This window comes from Curtobacterium sp. MCBA15_016 (genome assembly GCF_001865105.1).
Lineage (GTDB): Bacteria > Actinomycetota > Actinomycetes > Actinomycetales > Microbacteriaceae > Curtobacterium.
Window position 1 is genome coordinate 35733 of record NZ_MJGR01000010.1, and the last position, 20764, is coordinate 56496.

Sequence of the window (20764 nt, forward strand, 5' to 3'; positions counted from 1 at the left end):
CGACACCGGAACGCAGGCCCGGCCCGGGACCACGATCGAGGTCGTGAAGGTGGCGCACCACGGTTCGGCCGACCAGGACCCGGTGCTCTACCGCGAGACCGCGGCCGCGGTGGGGCTCATCGGCGTCGGTGCGGACAACACGTACGGCCACCCGACCCGCTCGGCGCTGGACGTGCTCGCGGCCGCGGGCACCCGCGCGTACCGGACCGACCAGCAGGGGACCGTGGTCGTCGGACGGGACGGACCCGACGCCCTCCGGGTGTGGACGGAGCGTTCGGCGTCAGCGGTCGCCCGTAGGATCGAGGCATGGCCGCCAAGAAGCCCGTCCGCGCCGCAGCGAAGATCGACCAGGTGCCCTGGTCGGGCATCCGCCCTGCGCCGGTGGTGCTCGTCACGGGGCCCGAGACCTTCCTCGCCGAGCGAGCGAGCAGCGTCCTGCGTGACCTGCTCCTGGGCGAGGACCCCGCCCTCGAGGTGCACGACCTCGAAGCCGACCAGTACGCTCCCGGCCTCCTCGCGACCCTCGCGAGTCCGTCCCTGTTCGGCGAGCCCCGGTTGGTCCGGGTCACCAACGTCGAGAAGTGCACCGACGCGTTCATCACCGAGACGATCTCGTACCTCGGTGCCCCGGCGGACGACGTCACGCTCGTTCTGCGCCACGGTGGGGGAGTGCGCGGCAAGAAGCTGCTCGACACGATCCGCAGCGGTGTCGGCGGGGGCGTCGAGGTGCAGTGCGACGAGCTCAAGCGCGAGACCGACCGGATCGACTTCGTCACGGCGGAGTTCCGCGCTGCCCGACGGAAGATCGCGCCCTCGGCGGTGCGCACCCTCGTCGCGGCGTTCGCGGACGACCTGGCCGAGCTCGCGGCCGCGTGCCGGCAGCTCCTCGCGGACGAGGCAGCCGAGATCACGGACAAGGTCGTCGACAAGTACTACGGCGGTCGCGTCGAGACGAACGCGTTCAAGGTCGCCGACATCGCACTCGCCGGCCGTTCGGCGCCGGCCATCGTCGAGTTGCGGCACGCGCTCTCCACGGGCGAGGCTCCGGTGCCGATCGTGGCGGCGTTCGCGTCGAAGATCCGCACGATGGCGAAGGTCAGTGCCTTCCGCGGGCCGAGCGGTCAGGCCGCCTCGGCGCTCGGCATGGCGCCGTGGCAGGTACAGCGGGCACAGCGTGACGTCGCGGGGTGGAGCGAGTCCGGGCTCGCGAACGCGATCATCAGCATCGCCGAGGCCGACACCGCGGTGAAGGGTGGCTCGCGCGACGCGCACTACGCGCTCGAGGTCATGGTCCGCACCATCGCCCGGCGCGGCGAGGCGCGCTGAGGCGAGCCGCGCCTCCCGAACTGCGCACGCGACGCGGGTCGGACGGCACCGCACGCTCGTTGCGACGTTCTGCGTGTCGATCGACGCGCAGCATGTCGAACCGCGCGTGTCACGCCGCCAGGCGCCGCGCGCCCGGCGCCGCGCGCCAGGCGCCGCGCGCCCCGCGCACGCAAACAGGCCCCGCACCGAACGGTGCGGGGCCTGCAGACCAGAAGGGTCAGTGCGTCAGAGCGACGCGACCTTCTTCGCGATGGCCGACTTGCGGTTCGCGGCCTGGTTCTTGTGGATGACGCCCTTGCTCACGGCCTTGTCGAGCTTCTTCGACGCGAGGGTCAGGGCCGCGACGGCCTTGTCCTTGTCGCCGGCGACGACGGCCTCGTTCGTGTGACGGATGACCGTCTTGAGCTCCGAACGGTAGGCCTTGTTGCGCTCCTGGGCCTTGAGGTTGGTCTTGATGCGCTTCATCTGCGACTTGATGTTCGCCATGCGTGTTGCTCCTTGATCGTCTCTACGGGTGGTCGCGACCGCTGGGTAGAGGGGCCCTTGGTCGCATCGCGTTCCACCCGTGGGCGGGGAACGCGGAAGCCAGCCACCAACATTACCAGGCCGGAGCGTCTGGACCAAAGCACCGAAACGCCGAAACCGTGCCGCAACAACCGTTCGCTACCGTGACGAGCATGCCATCGCTCGCGCCCCGCATCGAGACCGTCCCCGCCTCCGGCATCCGCCGGGTGTTCGAGCAAGCCGCCCGCATGCAGGCCGAGCAGACGGACCAGGCGACCGGCACGGACATCGCGATGCTCGTCATCGGCGAACCCGACGTGCCCGTCGCGGCGCACATCGGCGAGGCCGCCCGGCGCGCATGGACCGAGGACCGCACCGACTACACCCCGAACGGTGGCATCGCCCCGCTTCGGGAGGCCATCCGCGACAAGCTCCGCCGCGAGAACCGGATCGAGGTCGACGTCGAGCAGATCTGGATGACGATCGGCGCGACGCAGGCGCTCTTCCAGGCGATGACCCTCGTGCTGAGCCCCGGCGACGAGGTCCTCGTGCCGGACCCCGGCTACACGACCTTCACGATGAACGCCCACATCATCGGAGCGACGCCGGTGCCGTACCGGCTCGAGCCGCAGCACGGGTTCGAGCCCGACCTGCAGGCCCTCGAGGCGAGCATCACCGAGCGGACCCGCGCCCTCGTCGTGAACTCGCCGTCGAACCCGCTCGGCTCGGTGTTCGGCGAGCAGACCCTCCGCGACCTGCTCGCCCTGGCGAAGCGGCACGACCTCTGGGTGATCAGCGACGAGGTCTACGAGTACTTCACCTACGGCACGCGCCACGTCAGCCTGGCGAGCCTCGACGAGGACGACCGTGTCTTCACCGCCTTCTCGCTGAGCAAGACCTACGCGATGACGGGCGTCCGTGTCGGGTACCTCGTCACGCCGAAGGGGCTCGGCCCGACGATGCGGACGACCCAGGAGGCGATGATCAGCTGCGTCGCCGAACCCGACCAGTGGGCGGCCCTCGCGGCGATCGTGGGGGACCACTCCGCCGTGCAGGACGCCCGCGAGCACTACCGCGCCAACCTCGGCGTCGCGAAGGAGGTGCTCGACGCCGCCGGCATCCACTACCTCGACCCGCGCGGCGCCTTCTACCTGTGGATCGACATGTCCCACGCCTCGCAGGGCGACGTCGCGGAGTGGGCGCTCGGGTTCCTCCAGCGGGAGCGGGTCGCCGTGGCGCCCGGGAGCGCGTTCGGCCGGACCGGCGAGGGCTGGATCCGTGTGTGCCTCGCGGCGACGCCGGCGGACCTGCGCCGCGGACTGGGTGCGCTGCCGGCGCCGGAGCACGCCGTGGTCTGACGGGACGTGCGCGCCGCCGCCGCGCGGACGTGGGACAATCGTTCGACCGTCCGACCCACCCCGAGGAACCGTGAGCCCACAAGCATCCGCGCCGCTCGAGCCCGCCTCGACCCCGGCCGACGCGATCCGCAACTTCTGCATCATCGCGCACATCGACCACGGCAAGTCCACGCTGGCCGACCGCATGCTGCAGATCACCGGCATCGTCGAGGACCGCGCCATGCGTGCGCAGTACCTCGACCGCATGGACATCGAGCGCGAGCGCGGCATCACGATCAAGTCCCAGGCGGTGCGCATGCCGTGGGAGCTCGACGGGCAGACGTACGCCCTCAACATGATCGACACGCCCGGTCACGTGGACTTCTCGTACGAGGTGTCCCGGTCGCTCGCGGCGTGCGAGGGAGCGATCCTCCTGGTCGACGCGGCGCAGGGCATCGAGGCCCAGACGCTCGCCAACCTCTACCTGGCGCTCGAGAACGACCTCGAGATCATCCCGGTCCTGAACAAGATCGACCTGCCGGCGGCCGAGCCGGAGAAGTACGCGGCCGAGCTCGCGCAGCTCATCGGCGGCTCGCCCGACGACGTCCTGCGCGTGTCCGGCAAGACCGGCGTGGGCGTGGCCGAACTGCTCGACCGGGTCGTCGGCTCCGTGCCGGCCCCCGTGGGCGACGTGGACGCTCCGCCCCGCGCGATGATCTTCGACTCGGTCTACGACAGCTACCGCGGCGTCGTGACGTACGTGCGGATGGTGGACGGCACGATCCACCCGCGCGAGAAGGTCCAGATGATGTCGACCAAGTCGACGCACGAGATCCTCGAGATCGGCGTGTCCGCGCCCGAGCCGAAGCCGACGAAGGGTCTCTCCGTCGGCGAGGTCGGGTACCTCATCACCGGGGTGAAGGACGTCCGCCAGTCGAAGGTCGGCGACACGGTCACGACGGCGCAGAAGCCCGCGACCGAGGCGCTGGCCGGGTACACCGACCCGAAGCCGATGGTGTTCTCGGGCCTGTACCCGATCGACGGCTCGGACTACCCCGACCTCCGTGAGGCGCTCGACAAGCTCAAGCTGTCCGACGCCGCCCTCGTGTACGAGCCGGAGACGTCGGTGGCGCTCGGCTTCGGCTTCCGCTGCGGCTTCCTCGGCCTGCTCCACCTCGAGATCATCACCGAGCGCCTCAGCCGCGAGTTCGGGCTCGACCTCATCACCACGGCCCCGAGCGTGATCTACGAGGTCACGAACGAGGACAACACCGTGACCGAGGTCACGAACCCGTCCGAGTTCCCCGGCGGTCGCATCGTCGAGGTCCGCGAGCCGATGGTCCGTGCGGCCATCCTCGCGCCGAAGGACTACGTGGGCGCGATCATGGAGCTGTGCCAGTCGCGCCGCGGATCGCTGCTCGGCATGGAGTACCTCGGCGAGGACCGCGTCGAGATCCGGTACGAGATGCCCCTCGGTGAGATCGTCTTCGACTTCTTCGACCAGCTGAAGAGCAAGACCCAGGGCTACGCGTCGCTCGACTACGAGCCCACGGGTGACCAGGCGGCCGACCTCGTGAAGGTCGACATCCTGCTCCAGGGCGAGCAGGTCGACGCGTTCAGCGCGATCGTGCACCGCGACAAGGCGTACGCCTACGGCACGCTGATGACCGAGCGCCTGCGCAAGCTCATCCCGCGCCAGCAGTTCGAGGTCCCGATCCAGGCCGCCATCGGCGCCCGGATCATCGCCCGCGAGAGCATCCGGGCGATGCGCAAGGACGTCCTCGCGAAGTGCTACGGCGGTGACATCACCCGCAAGCGCAAGCTCCTCGAGAAGCAGAAGGAGGGCAAGAAGCGCATGAAGATGGTGGGTCGTGTCGAGGTCCCGCAGGAAGCCTTCATCGCGGCGCTCTCCGGCGACGTCGAAGAGAAGAAGAAGTAGCGGAGCGCGTCAGACGCGGCGGGCGCGAGCCCGCAACGCTGCGAGGCCCAGTGCCGGGAGGCTCGCCGCGGCCAGTCCTGCGAGTGCGGTCCGCAGGATGACGAGTCCGGCAGCCGTGTCGTAGTCGGCCTGCGCCGCCGCGGCGAACCCGGCCACCACCGACCCGACCACCATCGCCAGCGTGCAGAACCCGAGCACGTAGGGCAGCCGGCGTGCCGAGTGTCGGCGCACCGCGAGCACGAGCGTCACCCCGAACAGGAGCACACCCGCTCCGGCGCTGCACGCCCCGAACGCCGCGATGGCGTTCGCGGTGTCGAACACGTCGACGTCCCCCGGCGGCGTCGTGACGTACCGGGAGGGAGCGCCGAGGCCGGCCGTCGCCCACTCGACCGCGGCCCGTGCCGTCGCCGCCAGTCCGAACGCCGCGAGCGTCAGGACGGCGAACGCGGCCGTCGTGCGGTCGACGGACCGCGCGCGAGCGAGGGGGGAGCGGGGCACGCACCCACGATAGGGGCGTGTCGGACGGGTGTCGGGCCTCCAGTTCGGGGCGCGCGGAAAGCGGACCGCCGGTTGCGCACCCGAGGACGACTCGGTTCGATCCGGGGGACGAGTCCCCAGTACAGTGGGCCGCATGAGTACCCGCGGGAGCTACCGGACCGCCCTGACGTACGGAGCCGTGGGTGCGACCCAGGCGCCGGACCTCATGACGTACCCGCCGGAGGGGTTCGCCCCGTCCGAGTCGCGCTCCCGGATCGGCCACGGCGACCAGCGCTTCGAGACCGCGGTGACCCAGGCCCTGACCTGGCAGATCCAGGAGCGCAGCGGGATCCGCGTGCACGTCGAGGAACAGCCCGACGACGACGAGGTCCGCTACAACCCGGTGACCTTCGACGAGGACGGCGTGCCGATCGCCCCGGCCTCGATCGGGACGCCGCGGGTGGAGAAGTTCGCCCCGGACGGCACGCCGCTCGTGACGGCGGGGACGAGCGCGACGCTGACGATGCACGCGTTCGGCCAGACGGTGCAGGCGCCGGTCCGGGTCGTCTCGATCATCGACGAGACCGACCGCAAGGGCTTCGCGTACGGCACGCTCGAGGGGCACCCGCTCTCGGGCGAGGAGTCCTTCGTCGTCGAGCGGACCTCGGACGGCTCGGTGTGGTTGCAGATCCGGCAGTTCTCGCAGCCGTCGAGCCGGAAGTGGCAGTTCGTGGCCCCGTTGCTCCGTCGGCAGCAGCGCGTGATGGCGCAGAAGTACCTCGAAGCGCTCCGCGGCGACTAGGTCTGCTCGGCTAGGAGTCCTCGCCGACCGGGCGGAGCGGCGGCAGCGCCGCGATGGCGTCCTCGATGAGCGACGCGTCGTCGACGCAGTTCCGGGCGATCGTCACGGCACCCGTGGCGCGGAGCGCGTCGACGTCGAACACCCCGGTCGCCACCGCGAGGAACGGGATCCCGACGGCCTCGGCCGCCTCGCCGTCCCGCGGGGTGTCCCCGACGATGACGGCCCGGGTGCCCGCGAGGGCATCGGCAGCACGCGCGGTCACCCCGCTGCGCTCGACCTCGGCGTCCCCGAAGTACGAGTGCTCCCAGTCGAACGCGTCGACGTCGAATCCGGCGCCCAGCAGCTTCACGCGGGCACGGTAGGGGGAGTTGCCGGTCAGCAGTCCGTTGCGCCAGCCGAGCTCGGCGAACCGTCGGACGAGGGCGATCGCACCCGGAGCCGGGCTCCGGTGGTCGCCGGACACGTGCCGTTCCTCGGTCAGGTCGTGCAGGTGGCGGCTCACGGTGGGGATGAGCGAGTCGTCCAGGTCGTGGGCCCGGACGTGCTCGGCGATGAGCCCGGCGTCGGTGCGGCCGTGCTGGTGGCCGACGCGGAGGACGAGGTCGCGACCCACCGCCCGCTCGAGCGCGAGGTGGTAGAGGTTGCCCGGCGAGGAGGCGTTCATCACGAGGGTGCCGTCGATGTCCCACAGCACCGTGGTGGGGACGGGGTGGTGCTCCATGCCTCCATCATGACGGACAATGGAGTCCATGCCGAGTGCTCTCCCGATCGCCGATCCCGCACCAGCGGACGGGCTGCTCTCGCCCGCGGCCGGAGCCGGTGACGTCCCGTTCGGCGTGTACGTGCACGTGCCGTTCTGCCGCGTGCGGTGCGGCTACTGCGACTTCAACACCTACACGGCGTCCGAGCTCCGCGGGGTCCGGCGGGACGACTACGCCGGGCACGCCGTGCAGGAGATCCGTTTCGCGGCGGACGTCCTCGACCGCTCCGGCGTCCCGCGGCGACCGGTGTCGACGGTGTTCTTCGGCGGGGGGACGCCGACGATGCTGCCGGCGTCCGACCTCGTGATGATCCTGCGGGCGATCGACGACACCTGGGGCATCCTGCCCGGGGCCGAGGTCACGACCGAGGCGAACCCGGACTCCGTCGACGAGTCGTCCCTGGCGACGCTGCGCGCCGGCGGGTTCACCCGGGTGAGCTACGGCATGCAGTCCGCGGTGCCGCACGTGCTCGCGACGCTCGACCGGACGCACGACCCCGAGCGCGTGCCGCTCGTCGTGGACGCCGCGAAGCAGCAGGGGCTCGACGTCTCGCTCGACCTCATCTACTCGACGCCGGGCGAATCCCTCGACGACTGGCGCACCTCGCTGGACGCGGCCCTGGCGTGTGCTCCCGACCACGTCTCGGCGTACTCGCTCATCGTCGAGGACGGCACCGCGATGGGCCGGATGGTCGCACGCGGCGAGCTGCCGGCGCCGGACGACGACCTCGCGGCGGACATGTACGAGCTGGCCGACCAGGTCCTCGGTGACGCCGGGTACTCCTGGTACGAGGTCTCGAACTGGTCCCGCGGCGACCACCACGCGAGCCGGCACAACCTGTCCTACTGGAAGGGCCACGACTGGTGGGGCGTCGGCCCGGGCGCGCACTCCGCGGTCGCCGGAACCCGCTGGTGGAACGTGAAGCACCCCGCCGCGTACGCGAACCGGGTGCTGCAGGGCGAGTCGCCCGCGGCCGGCCGCGAGACCCTCGACGACGAGACCCGGTACGTCGAGCGCGTGCTGCTCGCGGCGCGGGTCCGCGGTGAGCTGGCGACGAGCGAGCTGGGCCAGGAGGCACGGGGCCGCGTCGCCGGCCTCATCGCACGTGGTCTCGTGGACGGGTCGGCCGCGGTGCGGGGACGGATCGAGTTGACCCTGCGGGGTCGCCTGCTCGCGGACGCGGTGGTCCGCGAGCTGCTCGACTGAGCTACTGCTTGATGAACTCGATCGAGAGCGGGTAGCGGTAGAACTGCCCGCGGTTGGCTGCGACGGCGGCCATGATCCCGAAGATGATCGTCAGGATCCCGATCACCGGCAGGAGCACCGCGCCGATCAGCACGATGGTCAAGAGGCCCGCGGCGACGTAGGCGATCGCCATCGTGATGTGGAAGTTCAGCGCCACGCGCGTGTGCTCGCGGATGAAGCCGCCGCGATCGCGCAGGACGAGGTAGGCCACGAGCGGCGCGACGAAGTTGAAGAAGATGCCGCCGATGTGCGTGAGCGTGGCCCAGAGGCGCTGGTCCTCGGGCGACATCGGCTGGGGCGGCTGGTACCCGCCCGGGAACTGGGGGCCACCGGGCTGCTGTCCGTAGGTCATGGCGGAAGCGTACTGGCAGGCGTGTGGAGAAGTCCCGGTCCGTCGGTGGTCGGGCGTAGGATCAGCAGTCGACACGTCCGAGTGCCAGATCGAGTGGAAGGGGTCCGGGTGGTCAGCGAGCGCAGCCTCGAGGTCCTCAAGGCCATCGTGCGGGACTACGTCGCGTCGCGCGAGCCGGTCGGTTCGAAGACGATCGTCGAGCGGCACGCCTTCGGGGTCAGCGCCGCCACGATCCGGAACGACATGGCCCAGCTCGAGGACGAGCAACTCATCGCGGCACCGCACACCTCGTCCGGTCGCGTCCCCACCGACAAGGGGTACCGCGTCTTCGTCGACCACCTCGCCGGCGCGCGGCCGCTGTCCAGCGCCCAGCGGCACGCGATCGAGACGTTCCTCGGGGCGCCGAACGACCTCGACGAGGTCCTCGGCCGCACGGTCCGGCTGCTCAGCCAGCTCACGAACCAGGTCGCCCTCGTGCAGTACCCCTCGATGGTGCGCGCGCGTGTCCAGCACATCGAGCTCGTCCGCCTCGGCGACAACCGCCTGATGGTCGTGCTCATCACCGACACCGCCCGGGTCGAGCAGCGCGTCGTGGAGACCGACGTGGCGCTCGACGAGGGCTCGCTCATCGAACTCCGCACGGTGGTGAACGGCGCCAGCGTCGGGCTGCTGCTGCAGGACGTCTCGACGGCGCTCCGCGCGGTGCCGCAGCAGATCCGCCCCGACGCCCAGCCGCTCGCCGGGGTCGTCGTCGCGACCCTCATCGAGCAGGTCGCCGCCAACCGGCAGGACCGCCTGGTGATGGCCGGTGCGGCGAACCTCGCCAAGAGCGAGCAGGACTTCTCGGGCGGGCTCTTCCCCGTGCTCGAGGCGATCGAGGAACAGGTGACCCTGCTCCGCCTGTTCGGTGAGATGCAGATCGACGACGGCGTCGCGGCGCGCATCGGCGTGGAGAACGCCGAGTACGGGCTCGACGCGACGAGCATCGTCGCCGGCGGCTACCTGGCCGGCGGCGAACTCGCCCGGCTCGGCGTGCTCGGGCCGACCCGGATGGACTACGGCACGAACATGGCCGCCGTGCGCGCCGTCGCACGGTACCTGTCCAAACTCCTGGGTGAACATTGACCAGGTGCCCACGCGCCTGAGCGAGCCGGTCCCGACGGGGCGACCCGCGCCTCCAGGCCCACCGACGACCACCAGAACCGCGGCGACCGCCGCACCCGACCGACCGAACCGAACCGACTGAGGGATACGTGGCAGACCACTACGACGTCCTCGGCGTCCAGAAGGACGCCTCCGATGCCGACATCAAGAAGGCGTACCGCCGTCTGGCGCGCGAACTGCACCCGGACGTGAACCCGAGCCCCGACGCGGCCGAGCGCTTCAAGGACGTCACGCACGCGTACGACGTGCTGAGCGACCCCGAGCAGCGCCGCCGGTACGACGCCGGGCCCCAGGCCGACAGCCCCTTCGGTGGCGGAGCCGGCGGGTTCAGCGACATCTTCGACGCGTTCTTCGGTGGCGGTGGCGGCGGCGGTCGTGGCAACGGCCCGCGCAGCCGTGCCGAGCGCGGACAGGACGCCCTGCTCCGCATCGACGTCGACCTCGACGAGGTCGTCTTCGGCACCCACAAGGACGTCGAGGTCGACACCGCGGTGCTGTGCGAGACGTGCGGCGGTTCCTGCTGTGCGCCGGGCACGAGCCCGCAGACGTGCGACATCTGCGGCGGCACCGGCCACATCCAGCGCCAGGTCCGCTCGCTCCTCGGCAACGTCGTGACGAGCGCGCCCTGCGGCACCTGCCGCGGGTACGGCACCGTCATCCCGAACCCGTGCCCGACGTGCCAGGGCCAGGGACGCGTCCGCGCACGCCGCACGGTGCCGGTCGACGTCCCCGCCGGCGTCGACTCCGGGCTCCGCCTGCAGATGCCCGGCCAGGGCGAGGTCGGCCCGGCCGGTGGCCCCTCCGGTGACCTCTACCTCGAGATCCGGGTGCGCCACCACGACGTGTTCAGCCGCGACGGGGACGACCTGCTCGCCACGCTCGAGGTCGCGATGACCGACGCCGTGCTCGGGACGACCGCGACGATCGACGGGCTCGACGGCCCGGTCGAGCTCGAGGTCCGGCCTGGTGTGCAGAGCGCCGACGTCCTCGTGATCAAGGACCGCGGCATCACGAAGCTCCGGGGCAACGGTCGCGGCGACCTCCGGGTCGGTGTGCAGGTCGTGACGCCGACGAAGCTCTCGCACAAGGAACGGCAGCTCGTCGAGCAGCTCGCGAAGTCGCACAAGGCCGCGAAGCCGCAGCTCGCCCGCTTCCAGCAGGGCATGTTCGGCAAGCTCCGCGACCGGTTCTTCAACTTCTGATGGCATCGCTCTACCTCGTCGGGTCGCTCGACGGCGTCACGGTCGGCGACACCGTCCCGCTCGACGGGGCGGAGGGACGCCACGCCGTCACGGTCGCCCGGGTCCGGGTGGGGGAGACGCTGCGCCTGTCCGACGGTCGTGGCACCGTCGTGACCGGGGCCGTGGCCGCGCTCGGGCGGGACACGCTCTCGTTGGCGGTGTCCACGGTCGCCGTCGACGACGCACCCACACCGACGCTCACGCTCGTGCAGGCGCTCGCGAAGGGCGGCCGCGACGAGATGGCGGTGCAGGCGGCGACCGAGATCGGTGTCGACCGGATCGTGCCGTGGTCGGCGGCCCGCAGCGTCTCCCGCTGGGACGGCGCGAAGGTCGAGAAGGGCCGCGCACGCTGGACGGCGATCGCGCACGAGGCGTCGAAGCAGGCGATCCGTTCCCGGGTGCCCGTCGTCGACGCGCCGGTGACGACCGGGCAGCTCGCGGCTCCGGCTCCCGGCGCGGCCGACGGTGCTCGCGCCGTCCTCGTGCTGGACCCGGTCGGCGACGTCCGGCTCTCCGAGTGGGAACCGCCGAGCGACGTCGCCGAGATCGTGCTCGTCGTCGGACCCGAGGGCGGCATCGACGGTTCCGAGTTCGACCGGCTGGTGGCCGCCGGCGCCGTCCGGGTCCGCCTCGGCGACACGGTGCTCCGGACGTCCACTGCCGGCCCGGCCGCGCTCGCGGTCCTCCAGACGCGGCTCGGTCGCTGGTAGCGCCCGGATCGGGAAGGCGTGGCGTCGGTACCGCGTTCTACGATGGAGCCATGAGCACCAGCACGCCCAGCATCTTCTCCCGGATCATCGCGCGCGAGATCCCGGCGACCGTCGTCGCCGAGGACGACCGCGTGATCGCCATCGAGGACATCGCGCCGAAGGCACCCGTCCACGTGCTCGTCATCCCCAAGACCGAGCAGTACCGGAACGTCACCGAGCTCGCAGCCGGTGACCCGGACCTCCTCGCCCACCTGGTCGCCACCGCGCAGCGCATCGCCGACGAGCGCGCCGGCGGCCAGTACCGACTCGTCTTCAACACCGGCGAAGCCGCCGGTCAGACCGTGTTCCACGTGCACGCGCACGTACTCGCAGGTGAACTGCAGGAAGGCACCCTTGCCGGCTAACGAACCAGCACCCACCCCGGCCGACCCGACGGACGTGTCGGCCTCGATCCAGGTCGACGGCATCGCCATGGTGCAGCTGCTCGGCCCCCAGGACCGACTGCTCAAGACCGTCGAACGCCAGTACCCGGGCGTCCGCGTGCTCGTGCGTGGCAACGAGGTCACGCTGACCGGGCCCGAACGCGACGTCGCGCGCGCGCACGCCCTCGTCGACGAGCTCGTCGGCATGGTGAAGCGCGGGCAGGACATCGGGCCGTCCGACATCCCCGTCTCCGCGAAGCTCCTGGACGAGGACCGCAAGCCGTCCGACACCTTCGGCACGCCGATCGTGTCGAGCCGCGGCAAGTCCGTGCGGCCGAAGACCGACGGGCAGCGGGCCTACGTCGACGCCATCGACGAGCACACGATCACGTTCGGCATCGGCCCCGCCGGTACCGGCAAGACGTACCTCGCGATGGCGAAGGCCGTCCAGGCGCTGCAGCGGCGCGAGGTCACCCGGATCATCCTGACGCGCCCCGCGGTCGAGGCCGGCGAGCGGCTCGGGTTCCTCCCGGGCACCCTCACCGACAAGATCGACCCGTACCTGCGTCCGCTCTACGACGCGCTCAACGAGATGATGGACCCCGAGCTGGTCCCGAAGCTCCTGGCCGCCGGCACGGTCGAGGTGGCCCCGCTGGCGTACATGCGCGGACGCACGCTGAACGACTCGTTCGTGGTCCTCGACGAGGCGCAGAACACGACGCCCGAGCAGATGAAGATGTTCCTGACGCGGCTCGGGTTCGGCTCGAAGATGGTCGTCACGGGTGACATCACCCAGGTCGACCTGCCGGGCAACCTGTCCGGGCTCCGGCTCGTCACGCGCATCCTCGGCGATGTCGACGACATCCACTTCGCCCGCCTCGGCAGCGAGGACGTCGTCCGCCACACGCTCGTCGGACGGATCGTGGACGCCTACACCGTCTACGACGAGGAACGCCTCGCCGAGCAGTCCGGGTACCGCCCGGGCGGCCGGGGCAGCGCCGCCACGCCGAACCCCGCCGGTGCGAACCGCGCCGAGCGACGGGGGCGTCCGCCGCAGGACCGCCAGCGCTCCCCGTACCCCCAGAACGACTCCCGAGGAGGGAACCGGTGAGCATCGAGCTCAACAACGAGTCCGGCGTCGAGGTCGACGAGGCAGCCATCCAGCGCCTCGCCGCCTTCGCGCTCGACGCGCTCCACGTCCACGCCGATGCGGAGCTCGCGATCGTGCTCGTCGACGAGGGCGCGATGGAGCAGCTGCACGTCCGGTGGATGGACGAACCCGGGCCGACCGACGTCCTGAGCTTCCCGATGGACGAACTCCGTCCGGGCACCGAGGACGACCCGACGCCCGCCGGGCTGCTCGGCGACATCGTGCTCTGCCCGCAGGTGGCCGAGGAACAGGCGAAGACCGCCGGGCACTCGAGCACCGACGAGATGCTCCTGCTGACCTGCCACGGCATCCTGCACCTGCTCGGGTTCGACCACGCCGAGCCGGACGAGAAGGCGGAGATGTTCGGGCTGCAGGGCGAGATCCTCACGGCCTTCGCCGCCCAGCGCCGCGGGCGGTGAGCTGATGCTGCTCGTCGTCGGCCTGCTGGCGGTGGCGTTCGTGCTGGTCGTCGTCGGTGGCCTCCTCGCCGCGTCCGACGCCGCGCTCTCCGTCCTGTCCCGCGCCGACCTCGACGAGATCGCGCGGGAGAGCAAGCACCGCCGCGCCATCGAGGCGGTCGGCGACGACGTCGGGGCGCACGTCAACGCGCTCAACTTCTTCCGGGTGCTCGCCGAGACCGCCGCCGCCGTGCTCGTCACGATCGCACTCGTGATGGTCTTCGACACGTGGTGGGTCGCGCTCATCGTGGCCGCCGCGATCATGACCGCGGTGTCGTTCGTCCTCGTCGGGTCCAGCCCGCGCAGCGTCGGTCGCGCGCACGCCGAACGGCTCATCGCGACCACGGGCGGGCTCGTCCGGGCCGTGCGCATCGTGCTCGGTCCGCTCGCCGGCCTGCTCGTGGCGATCGGCGACCGCGTCACGCCCGGGCGCGGGGGCAGTGCCTCGACGGTGTCGAGCGAGGAGCAGCTGCTGTCGCTCGTCGACGAGGCCACCGAGAGCAACGTCCTCGAGCAGGACGACCGCGAGCTCATCCACTCGGTCTTCGAGTTCAGCGACACCCTCGTGCGCGAGGTGATGGTGCCGCGCACCGACATGCTCACCGTCGACGGTTCGGACACCCTCGCGAGCGGCATGGAGCAGTTCCTCGCCGCGGGCGTCTCCCGCATGCCCGTCACCGGCAAGGGCAGCGACGACGTGCTCGGGGTCCTCTACCTGCGCGACGTCGCCCGGGCCCTGTACGAGCGCCCGGGGTCCGGTACCAAGCGGGTCACGACGCTCCTGCGCCCGGCGGAGTTCGTGCCGGAGTCGAAGGCCGCCGACGACACCCTGCGCCACATGCAGGTCGCGAAGAACCACCTCGTGCTCGTCGTCGACGAGTACGGCGGCGTCGCCGGGCTCGTCACGATGGAAGACCTCATCGAGGAGCTCGTCGGCGACATCTCGGACGAGTACGACCGCGCCGTGGTCGACCGGGTCGAGGTCGAGCCGGGCGTCTGGCGGATCTCCGCCCGACTGCCGATCGACGACCTCGGCGACCTGTTCGGCATCGAGCTCGAGGACGACGACGTCGACACCGCCGGCGGGCTGCTCACCAAGGAGCTCGGCCACCTGGCGATCAGCGGCGACAGCGTCACCGTGTCCGGCGTCGTGCTCACGGCCGACCGGGTCGAGGGCAAGCGCCGCCACCTCATCACCGTGCTCGCCGAGCGCACGCCCGGACTCGCGGACGTCGAGGACGCCTTCGACGACGCAGCATCCACCACGACGGGAACCACGCACGCATGACCGACACCACGCCAGCCACCGCCGGACCGACCGAGCCGTACCGTGCCGGGTTCGTCTCGTTCGTGGGGCGCCCGAACGTCGGGAAGTCCACGCTGACGAACGCGCTCGTCGGCCAGAAGGTCGCGATCACCTCGTCGAAGCCGCAGACCACCCGCCGCGCCATCCGCGGGATCGTGCACCGACCGAACGGCCAGGTCATCATCGTCGACACCCCCGGCGTGCACCGACCGCGCACCCTGCTCGGCGAGCGGCTGAACGACCTCGTGCAGTCCACCCTCGGGGACGTCGACGTCATCGGGCTCTGCGTCCCGGCGAACGAGCCGATCGGCCCCGGCGACCGGTTCATCAACGACACGCTGGACCAGTACCCGCGTGCGAAGAAGGTCGCCATCGTCACGAAGATCGACCGGGCCGCCAAGGACAAGGTCGGGGAGCAACTGCTCGCGGTGTCGAAGCTCCGCGAGTGGGACGCCATCGTGCCGACCTCGGGCACGAGAGGACTGCAGCTCGAGGACCTGCTCGGCGTGATCACGTCGCTGCTGCCCGAGTCGCCCCAGCTCTACGACGACGCCGCGGTGACCGAGGAGACCGACGAGGAGCGGATCGGCGAACTCATCCGCGAAGCCGCGCTCGAGGGCGTGCGCGACGAGCTGCCGCACTCGCTCGCCGTCGTGATCGAGGACGTCGTCGAGCCCGACGAGGACGACGAACCGGACGGCCCGCTGCGCATCTTCGCGAACCTCTTCGTCGAGCGGGACAGCCAGAAGGCGATCGTCATCGGCCGCAAGGGGGAGCGCCTCAAGGACGTCGGGTCGCGGGCCCGTACCGAGATCGAGGCGCTGCTCGGCGGTCGCCACGTGTACCTCAACATCCGGGTGAAGGTCGCGAAGGAGTGGCAGCGCGACCCGAAGCAGCTCGGGCGACTGGGCTTCTGACCCGACCGTCTGCTGACGTCAACCTGGAGGCGGACGCGCACCGCGCCTCCTGGACGTACCGTGGTGTGGTGTTCCGTCCCATGCTGCGTGCGCAGGTGATCACCGACGTCGTGATCGCGGTCCTGCTCGGCGCGCTCGTGCTCGTCGTGACCGCGCGGGGACTGGACTCGCCGTTCGCGCTCCTGACGGTCCTCGGCATGACGGCCGCGCTGGCGCTCCGGCGCCTGTCGCCGGGGCTCGCGCTCGGTGTGGCGTGGGTGTTCGCCGTCCTCGAGATGGTCACCCTGCAGATGCCCGACCTGTCGAACGCGTTCATCGCCGGGGTGGTGTACTCGACGAGCCGCTACGGCAGCCGGCGCGTCCGGCTGGCGGGCCTGGTGTCGTCGATCGTCGGTCCGGTGACGGCGGCCGTCTACCTCGGTCTCGACGACTACCGGCAGCGGCAGGGCATCGTGACGGCGACGACGCCCGAGCAGGAGTCGCTCAAGGTCGCGATCGCCTACTTCGCGATCGTGCTGCTGCTGCTCCTCCTGCCGTGGCTCGCCGGTCTCGTGCTCCGCACCCGGCGGTCGGCGAGCATGAGCCGAGAGGCCCAGCTCCTCGCCGAGCGCGACGCCGCACGGGCCGATCGCGCCGTCGCCGTGGAGCAGGAACGCGTCCGGATCGCCCGGGACATGCACGACATCGTCGCGCACTCGCTGGCGGTCGTGATCGCCCAGGCGGACGGCGCCCGGTACGCGCTGAAGGCGGACCCGGCCATCGCCGACGAAGCGCTCGGGACCATCTCGAGCACCGCCCGCCGTGCCCTCGGTGACGTGCGCGAACTGCTCGGTGCGCTGCGGCACGAGCAGGGCACCGCACCGACCCCGGAGATCGACGACATCGACCGGCTGATCGGCGAGATGCGTGGCGTCGGCCTCGACGTGCGGGTCGAGCGCGAGGGCGATTCGTCGGGCCTGCCGACCACGACACAGCTCGCCGTCTACCGGATCGTCCAGGAGAGCCTGACGAACGCGTGGAAGCACGGCGAGCCGAACACTCCGGTGCGCGCCAGCCTCACGTACCGGCCGGACACCGTCGAGATCACGGTCGTCAACCGGCGCGCCGACGACGGCACGCGCGGGCCCGGCACCGGACACGGGCTGGTCGGCATGCGCGAACGTGCCACCATGACCGGGGGGACGATGACCGCGGGACCGCGGGGCGACGACTTCGCGGTCGCGGTCCGGATGCCGTCCGTCCCCGCGAGCGGCCAGATGCCGCGCGGGCTCGTCCCGACCACACCCTCGACCCTCCAGGAGCGCACCGGCCGATGAACGACACCCCGATCCGCGTCGCGCTCGTCGACGACCAGGCCCTGTTCCGCACCGGCATCCGGATGCTCATCGACTCGCAGGCCGACCTCCAGTTCGTCGGCGAGGCCGGGGACGGTGCGGAGGGCGTGGAGCTCGTGCGGCGCGGGCGTCCCGACGTCGTGCTCATGGACGTCCGCATGCCCGTGATGGACGGCATCACCGCCACCGCCCGCATCGTCGAGGACAGTGGGACCGACGGCGCGAAGGTGCTCGTGCTCACCACGTTCGACTTCGACGAGGCAGCGGCGAAGGCGATCCGAGCCGGCGCGAGCGGGTTCGTGCTGAAGGACGCCGACCCGGAGTTCCTGCTCGCGGCGATCCGCACGGTGCACGCCGGGACGGCCGTGTTCGCGGCGTCGGCGACCCGTGAGCTCCTCCGCCGCTACGAGGACACGAGCGAGCAGGCGGCCTCGGTGCCGGCCGCGTTCGCCGACCTGACGCCGCGCGAACGGGAGATCTTCGACCTGGCGGCGCGGGGCTTCAGCAACAGCGAGATCGCGCAGCACGAGTACGTGAGCGAGGCGACGGTGAAGACGCACATCTCGCGCGTCCTCACGAAGCTCGAGCTGCGGGACCGGGTGCGGCTCGTGGTGTTCGCGCACGAGCACGGTCTGGTCGCGAAGGCCGACTGACCGCGGGGTGTCCGGCTGCGCGCTGCGCGCTGACGGTCCGTCATCCGTCAGGATGACTTCTCCCCAGGCAGTGGAGCCGAGCGGACGATCCACAGGAGCCGCTGGGCCGACGCGGGGCGTGCCTCCTGGCCGTCATCGTGGAGTCATGACCACGAGCAGCAGACCGATCATCCGTCTCGACCGCGTTTCGAAGCACTACGGCGATGCCGTGCGGCGGGTGACGGCGTTGGACGATGTGAGCGTCGACATCGGTGCGGGGGAGTTCACGGCGGTGATGGGGCCGTCGGGTTCGGGGAAGTCGACGTTGATGCACGTCGCGGCGGGGCTCGACCAGGTGTCGTCGGGTCGGATCTGGATCGACGGGGTTGACGTCACGGGGTTGGGTGACAGGGAGTTGACGGAGTTACGGCGTCGTCGGTTGGGGTTCGTGTTCCAGTCGTTCAACCTGGTGCCGACGTTGGATGTGGCGGAGAACATCCGGTTGCCGTTCCTGTTGGGTGGGCACAAGGTGACTCGCGAGGAGTCGGCGTGGATCGATCGTCTCGTGGAGATGCTGGGGTTGGGGGATCGGTTGTCGCATCGTCCGCACCAGTTGTCGGGTGGGCAGCAGCAGCGGGTGGCGATCGCGCGGGCGTTGGCGTCGCGGCCGGCGGTGGTGGTCGCGGACGAGCCGACGGGGGCGTTGGATTCGCGGACGGGTCGTGATGTGTTGCAGATCTTGCGGGGTGCGGTGTCGGAGTGGGGGCAGAGCGTGGTGATGGTGACGCACGATCCGGTGGCTGCGGCGAATGCTGATCGGATCCTGTTCTTGGCGGATGGTCGTGTGGTGGGGGATCGTCCGGCGATGGACGCCGCGGCGATCTCGACCACGATGCTCGGGATGGAGACCGCAGCGTGAACGGCGTCCGCGCGTTCGCCCCGACCGTCCTCGTCGCGGCGCTCGGCACCACCTTCGGGTCGGCACTGGTCATCGCGCCGGGGATCGTCACCGAGGCCCTGGCGGCCTCCGGTCTCTCCGAGCTCGGCCCGGTGAAGGCGATCCTCTCGGTCGTCGGGTGGCTCTTCCTCGGCATCGCCCTCTACGTCGGTGCGATCGTCACGGCGAACACCTGCGCCACGCTCATCGCCGGGCAGACCCGCATCATCGCGCTGCAGCGGCTCGTCGGGGCGACCGGCGCCTCGTTGCGTGCACGGATCACCCGGACCGGCCTCGTCGTCGGGGTACTCGGCAGTCTGATCGGGGCGGTCGTCGGCACGGGGCTCAGTGCGCTCTTCGTCGTCGTGCTGCGGGGCAACGGGTTCCTGCCGGACACCGCGTACACGATCGTGCCGTGGGAGCTCGTGCTCCCGGTCGTGGCGGTCGTCCTCGCGACCTGGGGTGCGTTCGCGGCCGGTTCGCGGCGGGTGCTCACCGTGACCCCGCTCGAGGCGCTCTCGTCGAGCGTCGAACCGAGTCACGACGACGTCCGCTCCGGGACCGCTCGGAAGGTCTGGGCGATCGTGCTCATGGCTGCGGGCGGCCTGCTCCTGCTCGTCGGGCTGCTCGCCAGCGGGCTCTCGCCCATCGCGGTCCTGCCGGCAGCGCTCGGGGGCTTCGTCTCCTTCGCCGGGGTGGCCGTCGGTGCGACGATCGTGATGCCGCCCGTGCTGCAGCTCATCGGACGCATCGGGGCCCGTGACCCCGTCGTCCTGCTCGCCGGCCGCAACGCCATGCGTGCACCCGGCCGGTCCGCACGGGCGACCATCGGGCTCGTCATCGGCGTCACCCTGCTCGTCACGTTCGCCGTGGCGCTCGGCATCATGCAGCACGTGCTCGGTGCCCAGCTGCAGGCCATGGACCAGGGGCAGATGACGAAGGAGATGCTCGAGGGGCAGCGTGACTTCTTCGTCCAGCTGAACGCCGTGGTGAGCGTCATCGTCGGGTTCTCCGCCGTGATCGCCGCGGTGGGGGTCGTGAACGCGCTCGCCCTCGGGGTGCTGCAGCGCCGGCGGGAGCTCGGGCTGCTGCGGGTGCTCGGGCTGACCGGGGCGCAGGTCCGACGGATGATCGTCACCGAGGCCGTCCAGATGGTCGTCGCAGCCGTCGTCACCGGGCTCGTGCTCGGCACCTTCTACGGGTGGGTCGGTGGGCAGACGTTGCTCGGTTCGCTCGGCTTCGCGACGACGCCGGTGCTGCCGCCGTTGACGGTGGGGATCGTGGTCGTAGGAGCGTTGGTCCTCGCGGTGGTCGCGACGATCGCGCCGGTGCGGCGTGCGATGCGGGTGCCGCCGACGGAGGCGCTGGCGGTCGACTGAGACGCCGCTCGCGGTCGTTCGGGTCGCTCGGGTCGCACGTTCCGTCGCTCGGGCCGGCCGAGGTCGCACGTTCGCTCGTTCGGGTCGGCCGAGGTCGCACGAAGTGTCGCTCGCGGTGCCTGCGGGCGACGGTTCGTGCGACCTCGACGCCCAGGCCGCGGCATGTCGTGCGACCTCGGCACCCCGGCCGCCGGGTGCACGTCGTGCGACCTCGGCGCCCCGCGGCGGCTCGCTCTGTCACACGGACCGCCGCCGGTGCTACCGTGGACCCGATGTACTCGGCGCTCCTCCTCCTTCGCTGCCGCGACGAGGCCTGACACAACGGCCCACCTCGTCGCGGAGTCCGTCGTGGCCTGACCCACACCTGACGA

The 20764-nt window shown here is 71.2% G+C and carries 21 protein-coding genes; 17 read left to right on the forward strand and 4 right to left on the reverse strand.

Annotated elements, in window-relative coordinates; all coding sequences use genetic code 11:
• The first annotated feature begins 306 nt into the window (after window positions 1-306).
• A complete protein-coding gene (gene holA, locus BIV03_RS04470) occupies window positions 307-1326 on the forward strand; it encodes a DNA polymerase III subunit delta (protein ID WP_071294815.1) in 1020 nt (339 codons plus the stop codon).
• A 225-nt stretch (window positions 1327-1551) separates the two neighbouring features.
• On the opposite strand, the gene rpsT is transcribed toward holA, so the two are convergent.
• Window positions 1552-1812, reverse strand: a complete 261-nt coding sequence (gene rpsT / locus BIV03_RS04475; RefSeq protein WP_070418682.1) for a 30S ribosomal protein S20 — start codon at window positions 1810-1812, stop codon at window positions 1552-1554.
• Window positions 1813-2003: 191 nt separating this feature from the next.
• Here rpsT and BIV03_RS04480 point away from each other — a divergent pair, with 191 nt between their 5' ends.
• Together BIV03_RS04480 and lepA are read left to right on the forward strand one after the other, a co-directional pair.
• Window positions 2004-3188, forward strand: coding sequence for a pyridoxal phosphate-dependent aminotransferase (locus BIV03_RS04480; protein ID WP_071294874.1), 1185 nt, complete (start codon window positions 2004-2006; stop codon window positions 3186-3188).
• A gap of 70 nt (window positions 3189-3258) precedes the next feature.
• Window positions 3259-5106, forward strand: a complete 1848-nt coding sequence (lepA, locus tag BIV03_RS04485; protein ID WP_071294816.1) for a translation elongation factor 4 — start codon at window positions 3259-3261, stop codon at window positions 5104-5106.
• 9 nt (window positions 5107-5115) lie between these two features.
• Here lepA and BIV03_RS04490 read toward each other — a convergent pair whose 3' ends face one another.
• Window positions 5116-5604: a hypothetical protein gene (locus tag BIV03_RS04490; RefSeq protein ID WP_071294817.1), complete on the reverse strand. Its 489-nt coding sequence runs from the start codon at window positions 5602-5604 to the stop codon at window positions 5116-5118.
• 133 nt (window positions 5605-5737) lie between these two features.
• Between BIV03_RS04490 and BIV03_RS04495 the strand changes: the two genes are divergently transcribed.
• The gene (locus BIV03_RS04495) at window positions 5738-6385 is read left to right on the forward strand and encodes a DUF1990 family protein (protein WP_071294818.1); all 648 of its coding nucleotides are present in this window, start codon (window positions 5738-5740) and stop codon (window positions 6383-6385) included.
• Between the two features lie 10 nt (window positions 6386-6395).
• Here the strand turns inward: BIV03_RS04495 and BIV03_RS04500 are convergent, their stop codons facing one another.
• Complete coding sequence (locus BIV03_RS04500; protein WP_071294819.1) at window positions 6396-7106, reverse strand: HAD family hydrolase; 711 nt, start codon at window positions 7104-7106, stop codon at window positions 6396-6398.
• Between the two features lie 28 nt (window positions 7107-7134).
• Here BIV03_RS04500 and hemW point away from each other — a divergent pair, with 28 nt between their 5' ends.
• A complete protein-coding gene (hemW, locus tag BIV03_RS04505; protein ID WP_071294875.1) occupies window positions 7135-8352 on the forward strand; it encodes a radical SAM family heme chaperone HemW in 1218 nt (405 codons plus the stop codon).
• 1 nt (window position 8353) lies between these two features.
• On the opposite strand, the gene BIV03_RS04510 is transcribed toward hemW, so the two are convergent.
• Window positions 8354-8743, reverse strand: a complete 390-nt coding sequence (locus BIV03_RS04510; RefSeq protein WP_070418687.1) for a DUF4870 domain-containing protein — start codon at window positions 8741-8743, stop codon at window positions 8354-8356.
• A gap of 108 nt (window positions 8744-8851) precedes the next feature.
• On the opposite strand from BIV03_RS04510, the gene hrcA reads away from it, so the two are divergent.
• The 12 genes from hrcA to BIV03_RS04570 all read left to right on the forward strand — a co-directional run bounded on the left by hrcA (window position 8852) and on the right by BIV03_RS04570 (window position 20393).
• Window positions 8852-9868, forward strand: a complete 1017-nt coding sequence (gene hrcA / locus BIV03_RS04515; RefSeq protein ID WP_071294820.1) for a heat-inducible transcriptional repressor HrcA — start codon at window positions 8852-8854, stop codon at window positions 9866-9868.
• Window positions 9869-9996: 128 nt separating this feature from the next.
• The gene (dnaJ, locus tag BIV03_RS04520) at window positions 9997-11109 is read left to right on the forward strand and encodes a molecular chaperone DnaJ (protein WP_071294821.1); all 1113 of its coding nucleotides are present in this window, start codon (window positions 9997-9999) and stop codon (window positions 11107-11109) included.
• Entirely contained in the window at window positions 11109-11858 is a 750-nt protein-coding gene (locus tag BIV03_RS04525; RefSeq protein ID WP_071294822.1) for a 16S rRNA (uracil(1498)-N(3))-methyltransferase, read from the forward strand. Before dnaJ ends, BIV03_RS04525 begins: the two co-directional genes overlap by 1 nt.
• Window positions 11859-11908: 50 nt before the next feature.
• On the forward strand, window positions 11909-12262 hold the full coding sequence (locus BIV03_RS04530) for a histidine triad nucleotide-binding protein (protein WP_070418691.1): 354 nt from the start codon (window positions 11909-11911) through the stop codon (window positions 12260-12262).
• A gap of 67 nt (window positions 12263-12329) precedes the next feature.
• Window positions 12330-13391, forward strand: coding sequence for a PhoH family protein (locus BIV03_RS04535; protein ID WP_254790735.1), 1062 nt, complete (start codon window positions 12330-12332; stop codon window positions 13389-13391).
• Window positions 13388-13849 carry an rRNA maturation RNase YbeY gene (ybeY, locus tag BIV03_RS04540; protein WP_070418693.1) on the forward strand — a complete coding sequence of 154 codons (462 nt, stop codon included), beginning with the start codon at window positions 13388-13390 and terminating at the stop codon, window positions 13847-13849. Before BIV03_RS04535 ends, ybeY begins: the two co-directional genes overlap by 4 nt.
• 4 nt (window positions 13850-13853) lie before the next feature.
• A complete protein-coding gene (locus BIV03_RS04545) occupies window positions 13854-15176 on the forward strand; it encodes a hemolysin family protein (RefSeq protein ID WP_070418694.1) in 1323 nt (440 codons plus the stop codon).
• Window positions 15173-16111 carry a GTPase Era gene (era, locus tag BIV03_RS04550; RefSeq protein WP_070418695.1) on the forward strand — a complete coding sequence of 313 codons (939 nt, stop codon included), beginning with the start codon at window positions 15173-15175 and terminating at the stop codon, window positions 16109-16111. The genes BIV03_RS04545 and era overlap by 4 nt, the downstream gene beginning before the upstream one ends.
• 68 nt (window positions 16112-16179) lie before the next feature.
• Window positions 16180-17427, forward strand: coding sequence for a sensor histidine kinase (locus BIV03_RS04555; protein ID WP_139201858.1), 1248 nt, complete (start codon window positions 16180-16182; stop codon window positions 17425-17427).
• Entirely contained in the window at window positions 17424-18098 is a 675-nt protein-coding gene (locus BIV03_RS04560) for a response regulator transcription factor (protein WP_071294824.1), read from the forward strand. The genes BIV03_RS04555 and BIV03_RS04560 overlap by 4 nt, the downstream gene beginning before the upstream one ends.
• Before the next feature lie 145 nt (window positions 18099-18243).
• A complete protein-coding gene (locus BIV03_RS04565) occupies window positions 18244-18996 on the forward strand; it encodes an ABC transporter ATP-binding protein (RefSeq protein ID WP_071294825.1) in 753 nt (250 codons plus the stop codon).
• Window positions 18993-20393 carry an ABC transporter permease gene (locus BIV03_RS04570; RefSeq protein WP_071294826.1) on the forward strand — a complete coding sequence of 467 codons (1401 nt, stop codon included), beginning with the start codon at window positions 18993-18995 and terminating at the stop codon, window positions 20391-20393. The genes BIV03_RS04565 and BIV03_RS04570 overlap by 4 nt, the downstream gene beginning before the upstream one ends.
• The last annotated feature ends 371 nt before the right edge of the window (window positions 20394-20764 follow it).

Bases quoted from the DNA above. Each gene is read 5' to 3' on its own strand.
- BIV03_RS04525 (WP_071294822.1), top strand. From the start codon at position 11,109: ATGGCATCGCTCTACCTCGTCGGGTCGCTCGACGGCGTCACGGTCGGC.
- BIV03_RS04510 (WP_070418687.1), bottom strand. From the start codon at position 8,743: ATGACCTACGGACAGCAGCCCGGTGGCCCCCAGTTCCCGGGCGGGTAC.
- holA (WP_071294815.1), top strand. From the start codon at position 307: ATGGCCGCCAAGAAGCCCGTCCGCGCCGCAGCGAAGATCGACCAGGTG.
- BIV03_RS04530 (WP_070418691.1), top strand. From the start codon at position 11,909: ATGAGCACCAGCACGCCCAGCATCTTCTCCCGGATCATCGCGCGCGAG.
- hemW (WP_071294875.1), top strand. From the start codon at position 7,135: ATGCCGAGTGCTCTCCCGATCGCCGATCCCGCACCAGCGGACGGGCTG.
- BIV03_RS04495 (WP_071294818.1), top strand. From the start codon at position 5,738: ATGAGTACCCGCGGGAGCTACCGGACCGCCCTGACGTACGGAGCCGTG.
- BIV03_RS04545 (WP_070418694.1), top strand. From the start codon at position 13,854: ATGCTGCTCGTCGTCGGCCTGCTGGCGGTGGCGTTCGTGCTGGTCGTC.
- BIV03_RS04480 (WP_071294874.1), top strand. From the start codon at position 2,004: ATGCCATCGCTCGCGCCCCGCATCGAGACCGTCCCCGCCTCCGGCATC.
- era (WP_070418695.1), top strand. From the start codon at position 15,173: ATGACCGACACCACGCCAGCCACCGCCGGACCGACCGAGCCGTACCGT.
- BIV03_RS04500 (WP_071294819.1), bottom strand. From the start codon at position 7,106: ATGGAGCACCACCCCGTCCCCACCACGGTGCTGTGGGACATCGACGGC.
- BIV03_RS04560 (WP_071294824.1), top strand. From the start codon at position 17,424: ATGAACGACACCCCGATCCGCGTCGCGCTCGTCGACGACCAGGCCCTG.
- BIV03_RS04535 (WP_254790735.1), top strand. From the start codon at position 12,330: ATGGTGCAGCTGCTCGGCCCCCAGGACCGACTGCTCAAGACCGTCGAA.
- BIV03_RS04565 (WP_071294825.1), top strand. From the start codon at position 18,244: ATGACCACGAGCAGCAGACCGATCATCCGTCTCGACCGCGTTTCGAAG.
- rpsT (WP_070418682.1), bottom strand. From the start codon at position 1,812: ATGGCGAACATCAAGTCGCAGATGAAGCGCATCAAGACCAACCTCAAG.